Annotated in this window: 14 protein-coding genes; 11 read left to right on the top strand and 3 right to left on the bottom strand. The window is 62.9% G+C overall.

Annotated features, from left to right (window positions below; translation table 11 throughout):
• Window positions 1-291: 291 nt before the first annotated feature.
• Complete coding sequence (gene ptsP, locus K6T12_RS14220; protein WP_222223539.1) at window positions 292-2,562, top strand: phosphoenolpyruvate--protein phosphotransferase; 2,271 nt, start codon at window positions 292-294, stop codon at window positions 2,560-2,562.
• 244 nt (window positions 2,563-2,806) lie between these two features.
• On the opposite strand, the gene hdfR is transcribed toward ptsP, so the two are convergent.
• The gene (gene hdfR / locus K6T12_RS14215) at window positions 2,807-3,703 is read right to left on the bottom strand and encodes an HTH-type transcriptional regulator HdfR (RefSeq protein WP_222223538.1); all 897 of its coding nucleotides are present in this window, start codon (window positions 3,701-3,703) and stop codon (window positions 2,807-2,809) included.
• A 132-nt stretch (window positions 3,704-3,835) separates the two neighbouring features.
• On the opposite strand from hdfR, the gene maoP reads away from it, so the two are divergent.
• From maoP to K6T12_RS14195, 4 genes are read left to right on the top strand one after another with little or no spacing between them, the layout of a single operon-like run.
• Complete coding sequence (gene maoP, locus K6T12_RS14210) at window positions 3,836-4,207, top strand: DUF413 domain-containing protein (RefSeq protein WP_222223537.1); 372 nt, start codon at window positions 3,836-3,838, stop codon at window positions 4,205-4,207.
• Window positions 4,208-4,220: 13 nt separating this feature from the next.
• Window positions 4,221-4,682, top strand: coding sequence for an ATP-dependent zinc protease family protein (locus tag K6T12_RS14205; RefSeq protein ID WP_222223536.1), 462 nt, complete (start codon window positions 4,221-4,223; stop codon window positions 4,680-4,682).
• 3 nt (window positions 4,683-4,685) lie between these two features.
• Entirely contained in the window at window positions 4,686-5,591 is a 906-nt protein-coding gene (gene rimK / locus K6T12_RS14200) for a 30S ribosomal protein S6--L-glutamate ligase (protein ID WP_222223535.1), read from the top strand.
• On the top strand, window positions 5,591-6,676 hold the full coding sequence (locus K6T12_RS14195; RefSeq protein ID WP_222223534.1) for a succinylglutamate desuccinylase/aspartoacylase family protein: 1,086 nt from the start codon (window positions 5,591-5,593) through the stop codon (window positions 6,674-6,676). The genes rimK and K6T12_RS14195 overlap by 1 nt, the downstream gene beginning before the upstream one ends.
• Before the next feature lie 79 nt (window positions 6,677-6,755).
• Here K6T12_RS14195 and K6T12_RS14190 read toward each other — a convergent pair whose 3' ends face one another.
• Both K6T12_RS14190 and K6T12_RS14185 read right to left on the bottom strand, forming a co-directional pair.
• Window positions 6,756-7,106, bottom strand: a complete 351-nt coding sequence (locus K6T12_RS14190; protein WP_222223533.1) for a hypothetical protein — start codon at window positions 7,104-7,106, stop codon at window positions 6,756-6,758.
• 127 nt (window positions 7,107-7,233) lie between these two features.
• Complete coding sequence (locus K6T12_RS14185) at window positions 7,234-9,639, bottom strand: winged helix-turn-helix domain-containing protein (RefSeq protein WP_222223532.1); 2,406 nt, start codon at window positions 9,637-9,639, stop codon at window positions 7,234-7,236.
• Window positions 9,640-9,826: 187 nt separating this feature from the next.
• Between K6T12_RS14185 and K6T12_RS14180 the strand changes: the two genes are divergently transcribed.
• The 6 genes from K6T12_RS14180 to K6T12_RS14155 all read left to right on the top strand — a co-directional run bounded on the left by K6T12_RS14180 (window position 9,827) and on the right by K6T12_RS14155 (window position 14,673).
• On the top strand, window positions 9,827-10,528 hold the full coding sequence (locus K6T12_RS14180) for a cytochrome c biogenesis protein CcdA (RefSeq protein ID WP_222223531.1): 702 nt from the start codon (window positions 9,827-9,829) through the stop codon (window positions 10,526-10,528).
• 28 nt (window positions 10,529-10,556) lie between these two features.
• Window positions 10,557-11,057, top strand: a complete 501-nt coding sequence (locus K6T12_RS14175) for a TlpA family protein disulfide reductase (protein WP_222223530.1) — start codon at window positions 10,557-10,559, stop codon at window positions 11,055-11,057.
• A gap of 3 nt (window positions 11,058-11,060) precedes the next feature.
• The gene (locus K6T12_RS14170) at window positions 11,061-11,483 is read left to right on the top strand and encodes a hypothetical protein (protein ID WP_222223529.1); all 423 of its coding nucleotides are present in this window, start codon (window positions 11,061-11,063) and stop codon (window positions 11,481-11,483) included.
• Between the two features lie 44 nt (window positions 11,484-11,527).
• A complete protein-coding gene (locus tag K6T12_RS14165; protein WP_222223528.1) occupies window positions 11,528-12,004 on the top strand; it encodes a peroxiredoxin family protein in 477 nt (158 codons plus the stop codon).
• A 287-nt stretch (window positions 12,005-12,291) separates the two neighbouring features.
• Window positions 12,292-13,221, top strand: a complete 930-nt coding sequence (locus K6T12_RS14160) for a LysR substrate-binding domain-containing protein (RefSeq protein WP_222223527.1) — start codon at window positions 12,292-12,294, stop codon at window positions 13,219-13,221.
• Between the two features lie 84 nt (window positions 13,222-13,305).
• Window positions 13,306-14,673 (top strand): DEAD/DEAH box helicase, encoded by a 1,368-nt coding sequence (locus K6T12_RS14155; RefSeq protein ID WP_222223526.1) that lies wholly within the window; start codon window positions 13,306-13,308, stop codon window positions 14,671-14,673.
• Window positions 14,674-15,001: the final 328 nt, after the last annotated feature.

Genomic DNA, 15,001 nt, shown 5'->3' with positions numbered 1-15,001 from the left:
TGATTGCTGTAGCAGCTTCGCCAATCGGCCGCCAGCCGGCAATAACATTAAGACCCAATATAACTGACAATATTAACCAGTGATGGCTCAGGCCCGATAAATCTTACCCTGGCAGCAGTTACAGGCTTCCGGCTTCCTCGCAGGAATCGTTCAACCTGGGCGTTGCAAAGACCGCTGCAGAGCCGATCGCGGACGGGCTATGGGCAATGCGACTTTCCAGATGCGCCACGCCACGGATGCTGTAGAGTAGGGTGGACAGGTCCCTGGAACAGATCAAAGGAGAGAGTCCCGATGCCCCATTCGCTATCCGCCGTCGCCAGCCTGACCCACGCCTTGGCCGAAGCCGGTAATGCGCATGAAGCGATGGGCACCGTGGTCAGCCGCCTGAAAGCGCTGTTCCAGGTACCGGTCTGCAGCCTATACCTACGTAATCCCGACAGTAACCAGCTGGAACTGGTGGCCAGTGACGGCCTGGCCGCCGATGCGGTCGGCCGGGTGGCCATCTCGATGGAGGAGGGGGTGGTCGGCCTGATCGCCTCATCAATGCGGCCGTTGAACCTGGCCGACGCGCCGCGTCACGACCGTTTTATCTACATCCCGGAAACTCACGAGGAGCCGTACCACCAGTTCCTCGGCGCACCGATGATCTACTTGCGCCAGTTGGTCGGCGTATTGGTGGTGCAGGGCACCGAACAGGAGCTGTTCGGCAAGGATGCCGAAGCGCTGCTGGTGACAGTCGCGGCCCAACTGGCCGCCACCCTCTATCCGCTGCAGCAGAGTGGCCGCTGGAAGCGGGCCACCGGCAACGGTGGCAAGCGTTACCAGCGCCACAAGGGGATCAAGGCCGCCAGCGGTATCGGCGTCGGCCGGCTGTTGCCGCTGGGACTGCAGCGCAGCCTGCAACAGATCAGCGAAGAGCCGGGCCAGGGCATCGATCTGGAACGGGCCAGCTTTGCCGATGCCAGCCAGGCATTGAATGATGAGTTGCAGGAGGCCAACGACCGGTTGAGCCTGGAAGGCGACAGCGAACTGGGTTCGCTGCTCGGCATCTACCAGATGATGCTGGCCAGCCCGGAGCTGCAACAGGGCGTGCAGCAGGGTATCCAGCAGGGGCAGAGCGCCAGCTGGGCACTGCGTAACACCGTCGAGCAGCTGGCCGGTTTCTTCCAGGCGGCCAACGACCCCTACCTGAAGGCGCGCCAGGAGGATATCCGTAATATCGGCAACCGGTTGCTGCAGCACCTGTGCCGGCGAGAAAACCCGCTCGATCTGGCCGGCGACGACGAGCTGATCCTGGCCGGCGAACTGATCAGCATCACCGACCTGGCCAGCCTGCCGACCGATCGGGTACGCGGCCTGATCTGCAGCCAGGGTTCGGCGCTGTCGCATACCGCAATCGTCGCCAAGGCGCTGGGGATCGCCGCGGTGATGGGGGTGGAGGGTCTGGACCTGGAAGCGATGGCCGGCCAGCCGGTAATCGTCGACGGTTATCGCGGCGAGTGCATCAGTCGCCCAAACCGTTCGCTGCTGGCCGAGTACCGCCGGCTGCAGGCTGCCGAGCAACAGCTCAACACCGAACTGCAGGACCTGAAAGAGTTGCCTGCGCTCACCAGCGACGGCTTCCAGGTACGCTTGATGGCCAACACCGGCCTGTTGGCGGACGTGTCGCCGGGGCTGGCCTGCGGCGCCGAAGGGATCGGCTTGTACCGCTCCGAGATCCCGTTCATGCAGCTGCACAACTTTCCCACCGAGGAGGATCAGTACCAAGTCTACCGCCAGGTGCTGGAGGCCTACGCCCCCCGCCCGGTGACGATGCGGATTCTCGATATCGGCGGCGACAAGCAACTGCCGTACTTCGAGATCAACGAGGAGAATCCGTACCTGGGCTGGCGCGGCATCCGCTTCATGCTGGACAACACCTCGCTGCTGGTCACCCAGCTGCGGGCGATGATGCGTGCCTCCGAGGGTAACGACAACCTGCTGCTGTTGGCACCGATGGTGGGCCGGCTGGACGAGCTGGAGAGCTTCCGGCAGATCGCCGAACGGGTGCGCAACGACCTGCTGCAGGAGGGTTATCAGATCGCCGAACTGCAGATCGGTATCATGATCGAGGTTCCCTCGACACTGTTTATCCTGCCACAGCTGGCGCCGCTGCTGGATTTCGTGTCGATCGGCTCGAACGACCTGACCCAGTACCTGCTGGCGGTGGATCGCAACAACCCGCGGGTCGCGTCATTGTTCGATAACCTGGACCCGGCGGTGCTGCGGGCATTGCAGCAGATCGTCCAGCAATGCCGCCCATTAGGGCTGAAGCTGTCGCTGTGCGGCGAGATGGCGTCCGACCCGGCCGCCGCGCTGCTGTTGCTGGGCATGGGTTTCCGCCAACTCAGTCTGGCGGCGCAGCAGATTCCGAAGATCAAGTGGTTGATCCGCACCGTCAGCCAGGCCCAGGCCGCCGATCTGCTCGAACGCTGCCTGCAGCTGCGTAATGCGACCGAGGTGCGTGCGCTGGCCGAACAGACACTGACCGAGCTGGGGCTGGACCGGCTGGTACCGGTCTGATCGGGTTGGACAAAAGGAAGCTTAAAGCAGCAAGCAGTAAGCGATTAGCAGTGCATCGAGCCGGAAAGCCCGACGCGATGCGGATTGATTCGTAGCAGCCCGCTCTGAGGGCGACCTACTCCCTGGCAGCTATCGCGGTCAGTACCTACAGGGCATGCCAAGCCCGCTGCTACAGGTTTCCGGTGTAGCCACCCGCTTGGTATCCCCCTTTTGGGTTCCGCGAGCGACAGAAGCTGGCATATCCTCAGCTATTGCCTCCCTGGCAGCCTCCTTTAACGGTTGCGACTGGAGCCGGCTGTGGCGCTTGCTGCAGCAATGCCAACACCGACTCTATCGCCGGCCGGTGCTCGCAATCGCGCCGGTGCACCAGATGGATCTGGCGTTCGACCAACGGCGCGTCCCGCACCGCGAACAGCCGGCCGGCCCGCCGGTAGGGCTGCACCATCGATTGCGGCAGGAAGGCGGCGCCGCCGGCCTCCAGCAGGAACTCCAATGCAATCCGGCTCTGCCCGGTGTGCAGCACCGGGCCACCGGACAGGTCCAGCAAACGAGCCTGTTGGACGCTGAACTGGGTGCCCCAGTCGACGCTGACGTAACCCGGCTTGGCCAACTGGTCCACCGTCAGCTCGGCTTCACTGGCCACCAGCTCCAATACCAGGCTGCCGACCTGGTGTAACTCCAGCTCCTCCGCCTTTGGCGGATCCAGCATCAATGCCAGGTCCAGCGTCCGTTCCAGCAGTGCCCGGGTCAACTGTGGCACGGCATTCATCTCGGTGCGCAACGTCACCGCCGGCAACTGGCCGGCGATACGGCTTAACGATTGCTGCAGCAGCGCATCCCAGAGGTTCGGCGTCGCCCCCAGCGCCAGCTGCAGTTTGCGTCCCTCGCCCAGGCCGACCTCCTGTCGGGCCCGCTGCCAGGCGGTCAGGATCGCCGTGGCGTGGGGCACCAGCCGCTCGCCGGCCGGGGTCAAGCGGTTGTTATGGCGGTGGCGTTCAAACAATTTCACCCCCAGCAGTTCTTCCAGCTGACGCACCCGAAAGCTGACCGCCGATTGGGTCAGGTAGAGGTTTTCCGCTGCGTGGCCGAAATGACGGGTCTTGGACACCTCAAGGAAGGTTCGCAGCAACTCGGTATCCATCGCTAATCCTGCAAAATTTTTTATCTTTGTTAAAAAAAATGTTCGTTGTACTCAACCCTACACCCTGACCATACTCCGCGCACTCCCAGCCGATCGAATTTCCCACTGACAACCTGCATGAGCGATTCGATTATGACTCAGACAGAACAGCTGCCGGGTAGCTTTCAGGCGACCGGCAAATTCAGCGACGATACCCATTTTCCATACGGCTTTCACCGCAGTGGCGACTTCACCCGCGCCCAGGCCGACCTGCTGCTGCAGCACGGTCAGGCTTATCTGGCGCTGGCCAGCCAGCAGCGTGAGCCGATAAACGAGGAGGAGGCGGACTTCGTACGCTCCTGCCGAGGTGAAAAGGCGCCGGCAAGTATTCACGAACGTGCTTGGAACCGCTACCTTACGGTAATCGGCAAGCCGCGCCGTTTCTTCGCACTGGCCGATCAACCGCCCGCTGCAGCGCAGGCAAGCTATGCTGAAGATACTGACGCCGACGCGGATGACGATTAACAAGGAACTTTAGATGGCCACCAGCAAGCAACCGATCGGTTGGCGCGAATGGGTCAGCCTGCCCGATCTGGACCTGGCACAGATCAAGGCGAAGATTGATACCGGCGCCCGGACCTCGGCGCTGCACACTTTCAGTATCGAGCCCTTCAAGCGAGGCGACCAGCTCTGGGTACGCTTCGGGGTACACCCGTTGCAGTACGACACCAGTGTCGAGCGGTTCTGTGAAGCGGCGGTGAAGGATGTGCGCCAGGTCACCGACTCCGGCGGCCATCGCGAAGACCGCTATGTGATCGAAACCCCCATTCAGCTGGGCATTAACCGATTCCCAATCGAGATGACCCTGACCAACCGCGATACCATGCGTTTTCGAATGTTACTGGGACGAACTGCCATGGTGGGGCGTTTTCTTGTCGACCCGCAGAAATCTTACCTGATGGGTAGCGACAGCGAACAAATGACAGCGTCACAGGAGTGACCCATGAAGATAGCTATTCTCTCCCGTAACCCGAAGCTCTACTCCACCCGCCGGTTGGTCGAAGCAGCGCAGGCGCGCGGCCATGAAGTCCGGGTGCTGGATGTATTGCGCTGCTATATGAACATCAACTCGGAAGACCAGAGCATGCACTACCGCGGCGAGGAGCTGGAGGACTTCGATGCGGTGATTCCGCGTATCGGCGCCTCGGTGACCTTTTACGGTACCGCCGTGCTGCGCCAGTTCGAGATGATGGGCGTTTATCCGTTGAACGAATCGGTGGCGATCACCCGTTCGCGCGACAAGCTGCGCTCGCTGCAGCTGCTGGCGCGCAAGAACATCGGCCTGCCGATCACCGGCTTCGCCAACAAGCCGGGCGACATCCCCGACCTGCTGAAGATGGTCGGCGGCGCCCCGGCAGTGATCAAGCTGCTGGAGGGTACCCAGGGGATCGGCGTGGTGCTGGCGGAAACCCGCAAGGCGGCCGAGAGCGTAATCGAAGCCTTCATGGGCTTGAAGGCCAACATCATGGTGCAGGAGTACATCAAGGAAGCGGGCGGCGCCGACATCCGTTGCTTCGTGATCGGTGACCGGGTGGTGGCGGCGATGAAGCGCCAGGCGCAGGAGGGCGAGTTCCGCTCCAACCTGCATCGCGGCGGTTCCGCCTCACTGATCCGCATCACCCCGACGGAGCGGGCTACCGCGGTCAAGGCGGCCCGTACCATGGGGTTGAATGTGGCCGGGGTCGACCTGCTGCGCTCCGAACGCGGCCCGCTGGTGATGGAGGTCAACTCCAGCCCGGGCCTGGAAGGGGTAGAAACCGCCACCGGCAAGGATGTGGCCGGCGCAATCGTGCAGTTCATCGAAAAGAATGCCCGCGCCAACCGCACCCGCACCCGGGGCCAGGGCTGATGGCGATAAAGCGCCAGCCCGACTGGCAGCTGCTGGGCCAGCGGATCAGCCCCGGCCACTGGCACGCGCTGGAGCTGGAGATCACACCGCTGTTCACCACCCAGCCGCTGTCGGTCAGCGTGCATGTGCTGCGCGGCCGCCGGCCGGGCCCGACGCTGCTGGTCAGCGCCGCGATCCACGGCGACGAACTGAACGGCGTCGAGGTCTGTCGCCGGCTGCTGTGCCAGACTCGCCTGAGCCGGCTGCGCGGTACCCTGATCGTGGTACCGGTGGTCAACCTGTTCGGCTTCATCCAGCACTCGCGTTACCTGCCGGACCGGCGCGACCTGAACCGCTGTTTCCCAGGCTCTGAGAAGGGCTCGCTGGCCAGCCGGCTGGCATACCGCTTCCGTACCGAACTGCTGGCCCACTGCAGCCACATGGTGGACCTGCATACCGGCGCCATCAACCGCAGCAACCTGCCGCAGATCCGCGCCAACCTGGATAATCCAACCTCGGCCCAGATGGCGCGGGACTTCGGCGCGCCGGTGATCCTCAATTCGGAATTGCGCGACGGCTCGCTACGCGAGTGCGCGGAAAGCCTCGGCATTCCGGTGATCGTCTACGAAGCGGGCGAAGCCTTGCGGCTGGATGAGCGGGCGATCAGGGGCGGTCTGCATGGTTTGATGAACGTCATGCGCGGGCTGGAGATGCTGCCGGCAAGGCGCAGTGGCAAACGGCACCCTGAGCCGGTGGTGGCACGCACCAGCAGCTGGCTGCGGGCACCACAGAACGGGCTGATCATCAATCAGGCGGAACTCGGCCAGCGGATCAAGAAAGGTGATACGCTGGCTTTGATCGGCTCGCCATTCACCCCGCATCAGGAACCGATCAAAGCAGCCTTCGACGGCCTGGTAATCGGCCAGAACAACATTCCACTGGTCAACGAGGGTGATGCGCTGTTCCATATCGCCCGCTTCGATGCGGTCAGCAAGGCGGAGCGCACCGTCGAGGCGTTCGGCACCGAGATCGACCAGAAGGAGCATCTGGCGCCGGTGGAGCTCCCCGAGCCTCTGATCACTGACGACAGCCCGTCGCCGGCCTAGCCAGGCGGCGGCAGCCCCCGATCAGCCCGGCCGCGCCGGGCACTATCAGGCAACGGGGCCGCAAGCCCCGGTAGGCGATTTAGCCGAGCTGGTCGACCATCACCGAGTTGGAATACACCAGCGCGCCATCTTTGGCGCGGTGTCCCATCAGGAAGAACTGGCCGCGTGCCTCGCCGCTTTTCTTGGTGACATAGACATGGAACTGAGGGTCGGACAGCGCGTCGCACTCCTCCGGCAGTTCCAGTTCAAGAGTCTCCATATCCGCCGAGATATCAGTCTCCCGCTGATTGGCTGAGTTGACCAGCTGCTCCTCGGCCCGCTCCATCGCCAAGTGCGCTTCATCGCTGACATGGAAATGGATGATCCCCATCGGCTCCGACTTATCGGCGCCAACCGGTTTACACCAGGATTCGATGGAAAAAGTATTCATAACGCTGCCTCCCGACATCGTCGTTAAAGTCCTTGGGCCTGTCGCCGGGCACTCGGCAAGGCCTGCTGCACAGATCCGGCTGACCGAAAAGGTCAGCCGTCGCTCCACAGTATAGCCAACCGGGCGGTTAGTCGGCGGGACGCAGGTTGACTGCGCTCCGCTCGAGCTGCCAGTCGCTTTCACAGTAGACCAGATAGGGGCTCGGCGGACTGCCCAGGCCCAGCTGCGGCAATGTGCGATAGCGTTCCAGCCACTGCCGGTCATCGCTCCAGCTGACGGGGAACTGCTCGACAATCCGTTCGAGCATCGCCAGTGCCCGGGGGTAATCCTGTAACCGGTGGTAGGCCTCGGCCAGATAACGCAGCTGTAACCGGGTATGGACCGGCGCTTCACCCAACTCAACCACCCGGTTCAGCTCGCCTTGCTGCAGGTGATTCCACATCATCGAGTAGATCGCATAGCCGAACGAGGTATCGAAACCCTGCTGGCGGTACCAGTCGCGGGCCCGCTGCAGAGATCGGTTCGCCTCTTCGAGGCGGTCCAGCCCGGCCAATGCCCAGCCACGCATGAACTGGCTGTCGGCGCGCTCCTTCGCTGCCAGATCCGGCTGCTGCAACAGTCGATCAAAGCCCGACAGGGCCCGCTGCAGCGCTTCAGGGTCACGACCCTGACCGCGGTCCAGCCCCATATCGAGGTCGGCGAAGGCGCGATAGAAGCGGCTCAGATGGGCCAGATAACGCGCCCCCAGCCCGTCGGCCAGCTCGATCGCCTCCTCCAGCGGCGCCACTGCTTCGGCACCCTGGTGCAGTTGCAGCCGGTAGAAGCCCTGGTAGGCCAGCGCCTGGGCCAGTTCGAACGGCGCCTGCAGCTGACGCCAGAGCATAATCGCTTCCGCCAGCGCCGCCTCCCGCTCCGCCAGCGGCAGGGTGTAGTTCTGCGCCAGAGCGAACTGGGTCGCGGCGATCATCGGCTGGTTGGCCAGCGCCTGGAAGTAGGCCAGCGCCTGTTTCAGCCGCGGACCGTTCTGCAGCAGGTCATTGGCCGGGTCCTTCTCCAGGCCGGAATCGACCGGATTGCCGAGATAGAACAGCTGCTCGGCCTGTATCGATAGATCTCCACTATCGCCCAGCAATGCGCTGGCACGGCGGCTCCACTGGCGAAACTGTGGCCAGTCCAGCTGCTGATGGGCGATCTGGGCCAGCAGCCGGTAGCTCTGATGCTCGATCCGCTGGTCGCCGCTGTGCCGCGCCCGCTCGATACACTGCCGCAGGCGTTGTTCGGCCGTCGCCAGCTCGCCGCGCCGATAATCGACCTCGGCACGCCAACGGCAGATAAAGTTCTGCAGGTTCGGGTCACCGGCGGCATCGATCTGCTCGAACCGCGTGACCGCCTGCTGCCACTGTCCCTGCTGCAACCGGGTCATGGCGCCGTAGCTGCGTGCCCACTGGTTACCGGCATCCTGCAGCAGTGCGGCATCGAAATAGTTTTGTGCCAATGGTGCGCCCTGCTGCTGCAATGCCTGCAGGCCACGCACGAAATCCTGCAACGAAGCGGGATGGGTGGCCAACGCCGGCGCTTCCACTGGTGGCTGTTGCGGATCGATCAACTGACGCAGCTGGGCCACCACCGCATGGGTTGCCACCGCCAGCTGCGGATAGCCGATACTGCCCTGGCTGACCCTGCCGTCGGCCCGGTACAGCCGCACATTCAGCACCTGTTGATCGCGATAGAGCGTAACCCGGCTGAGCAGCAGCAGCTCGATGCCGTGCTGTTTCATCAGCGGCTGCAATGTATCGGGGGAGGGCGGCCAGTCGAGACCGTCCACTGCAAGCAGGGTGTGACTCTGGGCCGGCGGGATAACATTCAGCCCACCGCCAGCGGCCAACGCGCCGGCAAGCATGTCGCTGAGGCCCAGCTCCATCCATTGCAGCGCCGGATCGCCGGTATCATTGATAAACGGCATCACCATCAACCGTGGCGTTCTTTCGGTAATGTCGGCCGATTCCAGCACCGGCAAGGCCGGCGGCTCCTGCCGCAGCCACCAGCCACCAACGCCCAGGGTCAGCAACACCATCAGTAGCGTCGCCATCAACCAGCGCTGCCTGGCCGGCCTGCCCGGCGTGCGACCTTCACCGGGCAGTAGCTCAACCCCATCAGCTTCCGGAACCAACGGGTCGGCCGCACTGTCCGGCTGCACCGACTGCCGTTCAACCTGAGCGATCCATTGGTAGCCGCGCTGCGGGTAGTTACGGATAAAGTTCGGCTGCTGTGCCGAATCCCCCAGCAACCGACGCGCCTCACGGACGCTCTGGGTCAACGAGTTTTCCCGGAACTCGCCATGCTGCCAGAGCTCGGTCAGCAGCTCCTCCTTGCTGATCACCCGGTCCCGGTGCTCGATCAGGTAGGCCATCAACTGGGCCACCTTGGGGCGGACATGCAGCTGCTGATCGTTGCGGATCAGCAGGCCACGTTCGGTATCAAACAGGCAATCGGCAAACTGGTAGCAACTCATCGACACATATTCTTGGCTCATTTGGCAAGTGGTCATTGAACCACAACAGCGCCCGGATGGCGCGCTCTGCAGGCCGATTTCATCAGAATTTCACTGCCATTTCAGGCGCTTTTCAGCCTGTTTTCAGCCGATTTTCCCGGCCTGTCATTGGCGCCATGAACCTGCCGGTCGACACTGGCGTCATCACTTGTGCAACGGACTAAAACCGATGGAAAGCTTCATTCAACAGAGCCTGCAAAGCGGTCAGTTCTCACTGCTGATGTTACCGGTGGTGCTGGCGGCCGGGCTACTGACCAGCCTGTCCCCCTGCGTCTATCCGCTGCTGCCGATCACCGTCGGCGTGGTGGCCGGCAAAGGCGAACAGCAACGTCCCTTGGTCAACTTCGGCCACGTACTGATCTATGTTGCCGGGTTGGCGCTGGTCTACGGCCTGCTGGGCCTGCTGGCGGCCTTGACCGGCCAGCTGTTCGGCACCGTCGCCAGCCATCCGCTGACCCTGCTGCTGATCGCCAACCTCTGCCTGCTGCTGGCCGGCTGGATGCTCGGCTGGCTATCGCTGCCCAACTGGGCGCTGCAGGCCGATCCCGGCCGCTGGGGGTTGGGCCGGCGCAGTTACCTGTTCGTCATGGGCGCGCTATCCGGCCTGATTGCCGCCCCTTGCACCTCACCGGTGCTGGGCATGCTGCTGATCTACGTGGCCGCCGCCGGTAACCCGCTCTGGGGCGCGCTGCTGCTGGTGCTGTTCGCCTACGGCATGAGTGCGTTGCTGATCCTGGTCGGTACCTTCAGCCCGCTGATTCACCGTCTGCCCAAGGCAGGTCGCTGGATGAACCTTTCCAAGACAATACTGGCCCTGCTGATGGTTGGCGTAAGCGAGTACTTGCTTATGCAGGCTGGCAGGGGCCTGTAATCGATTTTTCAACTGACAGGAGAAAACCATGCGTTATGCAAAACCCCTGACCGGCGCACTGTTGGCGCTGGCCCTGGCCGGACCGGTGACGGCCGCCAGCATCGGCGTCAACGACCAGGCCCCACAGATCGTTGCCGAACAGATTGACGGACAGCCGTTCGACCTCAGCCAGCATCGCGGCAAGCGACCGGTCTACCTGAAGTTCTGGGCTACCTGGTGCTCCTACTGCGTCGAGGAGATGCCCCACCTGCAGGCCAGCATGCGCAAGTACGGCGACCGGCTGGCGGTACAGACCGTCAATGTCGGCTTCAACGACTCGCAAGCCAATATCCGCCAGCTGTATCAGAAGAACCAACTGGATATCCCGGTGATCTTCGACAGCAAGGGCGAGATCACCGCCCGCTACGGGGTCATTGGCACCCCGACCCATCTGCTGATCGACCGCAACGGCGTGGTGCGCTACAGCTCACACCTGCTGACCGATCAGCTCGAAGAGACACTGGCCGCACTGGTCGCGGAGGAGGGCTGAGCGATGCGAAAACTACTCTGGATGCTGGCACTGCTGAGCAGCAGCGCCATGGCCGATTACCGCAGCCTGGCCGACCAGCCACTGTCGCTTGAGCAGCAGGGCTGGCAACACCTGGTGTTCGTCAATATCTGGGACTCCTACGCTGGCCTGGGCCCGGAGACGCTGGTCGAACAGCTGCCGGCGTCGTTCAGCCAGCAGGTTCAGCGGATCTGGGTGGCACCCGACCTGAATGTCACCGAAGCCTACCTGCGCGACTATCAGCAGGCGTTCCCGGCCAGCAAACCGCTGCTGATCGACCATCAGTACCAGCTGATGCGCCAGTACGATCTCTGGCAGACCCCGGCTCACGTGCTGTTGAAGGACGGCAAAGTGCAGTTCAGCGGCAACGGCGACGAATTGCAGCACTTTATCAAGCGACTCTTCTGATAACGGCCGCCCCGATTACCCTTCCGACACAGGAGGAAAATGTAATGAAATCGATTCTTCTCGGCCTCAGCCTGCTGCTGGCCAGTTCCGCAGCCCTGGCGCTGGATAAACCAATGCCGGGCGACCAGGCGCCATCGATCGACGCCCGCCGGCTGGATGGCAACCCGCTGTCGCTGGCCGATTATCGCGGTCAGCCGGTCAGCCTGGTGTTTCTCGACAGCCTCTGCCCGATGCCGCATTTCCCGCAGTGCGCACAGAAGATCGCCCGCGCCAACCAACTGGCCGCCGCGAACCCGGAGCATCCATGGATCGGCGTGGTCAAGGGATTCTATGTCGACGAAGCCTATGTGCGCGACTTCGCCGAGCGCTTCAAGCTGAACTTCCCGCTGGTCTGGGACAAGGACAACAAGATCTTCAGCGACTACCAGGTCTACGGCACCCCCTACCAGGTCTGGCTCGACCCGCAGGGCCGGCTGAGCTATCGCGGCGAGCGGATCGAACCGCTGCACGCCCTTCATTGAGCCTTTGACAAACGCGGCCGCCCCCTCGGCCGCGTTTTTTCTTGATACGCTCCCGCCATAGTCTGGCTCACCGCTTTCCGCTTTCCGCTTTCCGCTTTTTGCTTTTTGCTTTTTGCTTTTTGCTTTTTGCTTTTTGCTTTTTGCTTTTTGCTTGAAGCTTACCGCTCCCATCCCACTGCTCATCCGCCGCCGGAGCAGCTACAATGCAGCTTTCGTGAAATCAGCCATAACAATCACGAATATAGAAATTTATACCGATAGAAAAACATTATTCAGCAAGAGAGTGCATGAACAGCAGACAACTGGAAGCCTTCCAGGCGGTAATGAGCGCCGGCTCGATGAGTGAAGCGGCGCGGGTACTGGAGATCTCGCAACCGGCGGTCAGCCGGCTGATCAAGGACCTGGAGGCCACCCTGGGGTTCAAGCTCTTCCTGCGCCAGGCTAACCGGCTATTCCCGACACCGGGCGCCAACCGGTTCAACGAAGAGGTACAGCGCCACTTTATCGGCCTGCACCGGTTGAACCGCACTGCGGAGGAGATCCGCAACATGAAGAGCGACGCCTTCCGGCTGGCCGCGTTCCCGGCGCTGGCCGACAGCCTGCTGGCCAATATCCTGAACCGCTATCTGCGCGGTCAGTCGGATCTGTCGGTCAGCCTGGCCAGCCTGGCGTCGGCCGAGATCGCCGGCCAGGTGGCCGGTCAGCAGTACGATCTCGGTATCGTTGCACTGCCGCTGCTCGGCGACGATCTGCAGTACGCTGCCTGTTTCCGTTCCGACTGCCGCTTGATCGCTCCACCCGGCCATCATTTCGCCGGGCAAGCGCGAGTCAGCGCCGCCGAGCTGGACCGCGAACCTTTTATCAGTGCCGGCCAGCCGCACGATATCAGCCGCCATCGACTGGAACAGGCGCTGAAGGACCAGCTGGCGCGGCCGGAGCGGCGGCTGGACTGCAACCAGAGCCAAAGCGCCGCCCGGCTGGTCGGCGAGGGGCTCGGCGTGGCGGTGGTCGATCCGTTCACCGCTCTGCACGCCGAGCAGCAGGGGTTGGTCAACAAGCCGTTCGATCCGTCGATACCGTTCTATTTCGGCTTTATCACCCCACTGGGCCGCAGCCTCAGCCCGCAGGTGGAGCAGTTTATCGACCACTTCGAAGCCCAGCTGATGCGCCAGATTCCGCTGCAGCCGGTGGAATCTAGTCAGATCAACCATCGCTAACTGCATCATGGACTGGCATACTCTGCCGGCCGCCGACGCAATCGACCATTTTTTAACCAGCTGTATCAAAGAAAGAGTTTACCCATGTCCACCAGCTTCGCCGATCTCGGCCTTCAGGCCAGCCTGCTCGACACCCTGTCGACGCTGGATTACCGTCAGCCGACCGAGATTCAGTGCCAGGCGATCCCGCCGGTGCTGGCCGGCCAGGACCTGATCGCCGAGGCGCAGACCGGCACCGGCAAGACCGCCGCATTCGCGCTGCCGCTGCTGCAGCGGCTGGCGGCCAACGCCAACGGCGAAAAAGTCCGTCCGGTGCGCGGACTGGTGATGGCACCGACCCGTGAGCTGGCACTGCAGGTCAAGGACAGCTGCAAGGCCTATGGCACCGAGCAGGGGCTGCGCATCGTCGCGATCTTTGGCGGGGTACGGATCGACAACCAGATCCGCCAGATGGAGCGCGGCGCCGACCTGCTGGTCGCCACGCCGGGCCGGTTGCTGGATCTGATCGACCGCCGGGTGTTCGACCTGACTCAACTGGAAACCCTGGTGCTGGATGAGGCCGACCGGATGCTGGACCTCGGCTTCAGCCGCGAGATCGAACGGTTGGTCAGCCTGTTGCCGGCCGAGCGGCAGACCCTGCTGTTTTCCGCCACCTTTGCCAGCAATGTCGAACAGCTGGCCCGGCAGCTGACCCGCCAGCCCCAGTGGCTGCGCGCCAGCAAACGCAACAGCGCCGCCAACACGGTGCAGCAGTTGGCCTACGGTGTCGACAACCGCGACAAGGCGGACGTGCTCAGCTATATGATCGACGGCGGCAACTGGCGCCAGCTGATGGTATTCACCCGCACCAAGAAGCGTGCCGACCTGGTCACCGAACATCTGCAGGCCGAGGGGATCAGCGCCGCGGCGATCCACGGCGACAAGCACCAGCGCGAGCGGCTGCAGGCATTGGAGCAGTTCAAAGCCGGCCAGATAAGGGTGCTGGTTGCCACCGATGTCGCCGCCCGAGGCCTGGATATCGACGCACTGCCCCGGGTGGTTAACTACGACCTGCCGCAGCAGCCGGAAGCCTACGTGCACCGGATCGGCCGCACCGGCCGGGCCGGCAGCAGCGGTCAGGCGATCTCCCTGGTAGCGCCGGACGAACGCCGTTACCTGCAGGCGATCGAAACGCTGATCGACCGACCGCTGAAAGTGAAGCCGGTACCTTATTTCGAGAACGGCGTCGCCCAACCGATGGCAGCGGACCGGCAACCGACGGGACGGGACCGCAACAAAACGCAAACCAAAAGCCAAACAAAGCCCAAGTCGAAACCGGGTAAAAATTCGCCGAAGAAATCCCAGCAGCCACCAGCGAAGCAGCAACAGCCGAAGAACAACGCCCCGGCCAGCCAACGACCGGGCCTGCGCCCATCGCTGATGTCAGCGACCAAACCGCGCAAAAAATCCTGAGTCGGTAGGCCGCCCAGGTGCGGCCCTACCGTTTCATTCAACCTTTTCAGCTGAATTTGGTTGGCTCAAGCAAGCGAGCTGACCCGGGTTTTGTGGAATCTGTGGCCTGTCGCCCTCCGAGCCGGCTGCTACCAAGCAAGAGATCAAGGTAGGAGGGGCGCTACCCACGGTTTTTTGTGTAATCCGCAGCCTGTCGCCCGCGGCTCCCAAGGGGCATACCAAGCGGGGTGCTACCAAGCACGAAATTCGCGTAGGAGGGGCTTCAGCCGCGACCCAGCCCGACAATCCCCCAGTCCGGATACGAAAATGACCTCAGCGACGAGGCTCT

The organism is Marinobacterium arenosum, assembly GCF_019795155.1.
GTDB lineage: Bacteria > Pseudomonadota > Gammaproteobacteria > Pseudomonadales > Balneatricaceae > Marinobacterium_C > Marinobacterium_C arenosum.
The sequence above is the reverse complement of the archived record's forward strand: the minus strand, read 5'-3'. Positions and strand labels throughout refer to the sequence as shown.

Bases quoted from the DNA above. Each gene is read 5' to 3' on its own strand.
- ptsP (WP_222223539.1), top strand. From the start codon at position 292: ATGCCCCATTCGCTATCCGCCGTCGCCAGCCTGACCCACGCCTTGGCC.
- hdfR (WP_222223538.1), bottom strand. From the start codon at position 3,703: ATGGATACCGAGTTGCTGCGAACCTTCCTTGAGGTGTCCAAGACCCGT.
- maoP (WP_222223537.1), top strand. From the start codon at position 3,836: ATGACTCAGACAGAACAGCTGCCGGGTAGCTTTCAGGCGACCGGCAAA.
- K6T12_RS14205 (WP_222223536.1), top strand. From the start codon at position 4,221: ATGGCCACCAGCAAGCAACCGATCGGTTGGCGCGAATGGGTCAGCCTG.
- rimK (WP_222223535.1), top strand. From the start codon at position 4,686: ATGAAGATAGCTATTCTCTCCCGTAACCCGAAGCTCTACTCCACCCGC.
- K6T12_RS14195 (WP_222223534.1), top strand. From the start codon at position 5,591: ATGGCGATAAAGCGCCAGCCCGACTGGCAGCTGCTGGGCCAGCGGATC.
- K6T12_RS14190 (WP_222223533.1), bottom strand. From the start codon at position 7,106: ATGAATACTTTTTCCATCGAATCCTGGTGTAAACCGGTTGGCGCCGAT.
- K6T12_RS14185 (WP_222223532.1), bottom strand. From the start codon at position 9,639: ATGAGCCAAGAATATGTGTCGATGAGTTGCTACCAGTTTGCCGATTGC.
- K6T12_RS14180 (WP_222223531.1), top strand. From the start codon at position 9,827: ATGGAAAGCTTCATTCAACAGAGCCTGCAAAGCGGTCAGTTCTCACTG.
- K6T12_RS14175 (WP_222223530.1), top strand. From the start codon at position 10,557: ATGCGTTATGCAAAACCCCTGACCGGCGCACTGTTGGCGCTGGCCCTG.
- K6T12_RS14170 (WP_222223529.1), top strand. From the start codon at position 11,061: ATGCGAAAACTACTCTGGATGCTGGCACTGCTGAGCAGCAGCGCCATG.
- K6T12_RS14165 (WP_222223528.1), top strand. From the start codon at position 11,528: ATGAAATCGATTCTTCTCGGCCTCAGCCTGCTGCTGGCCAGTTCCGCA.
- K6T12_RS14160 (WP_222223527.1), top strand. From the start codon at position 12,292: ATGAACAGCAGACAACTGGAAGCCTTCCAGGCGGTAATGAGCGCCGGC.
- K6T12_RS14155 (WP_222223526.1), top strand. From the start codon at position 13,306: ATGTCCACCAGCTTCGCCGATCTCGGCCTTCAGGCCAGCCTGCTCGAC.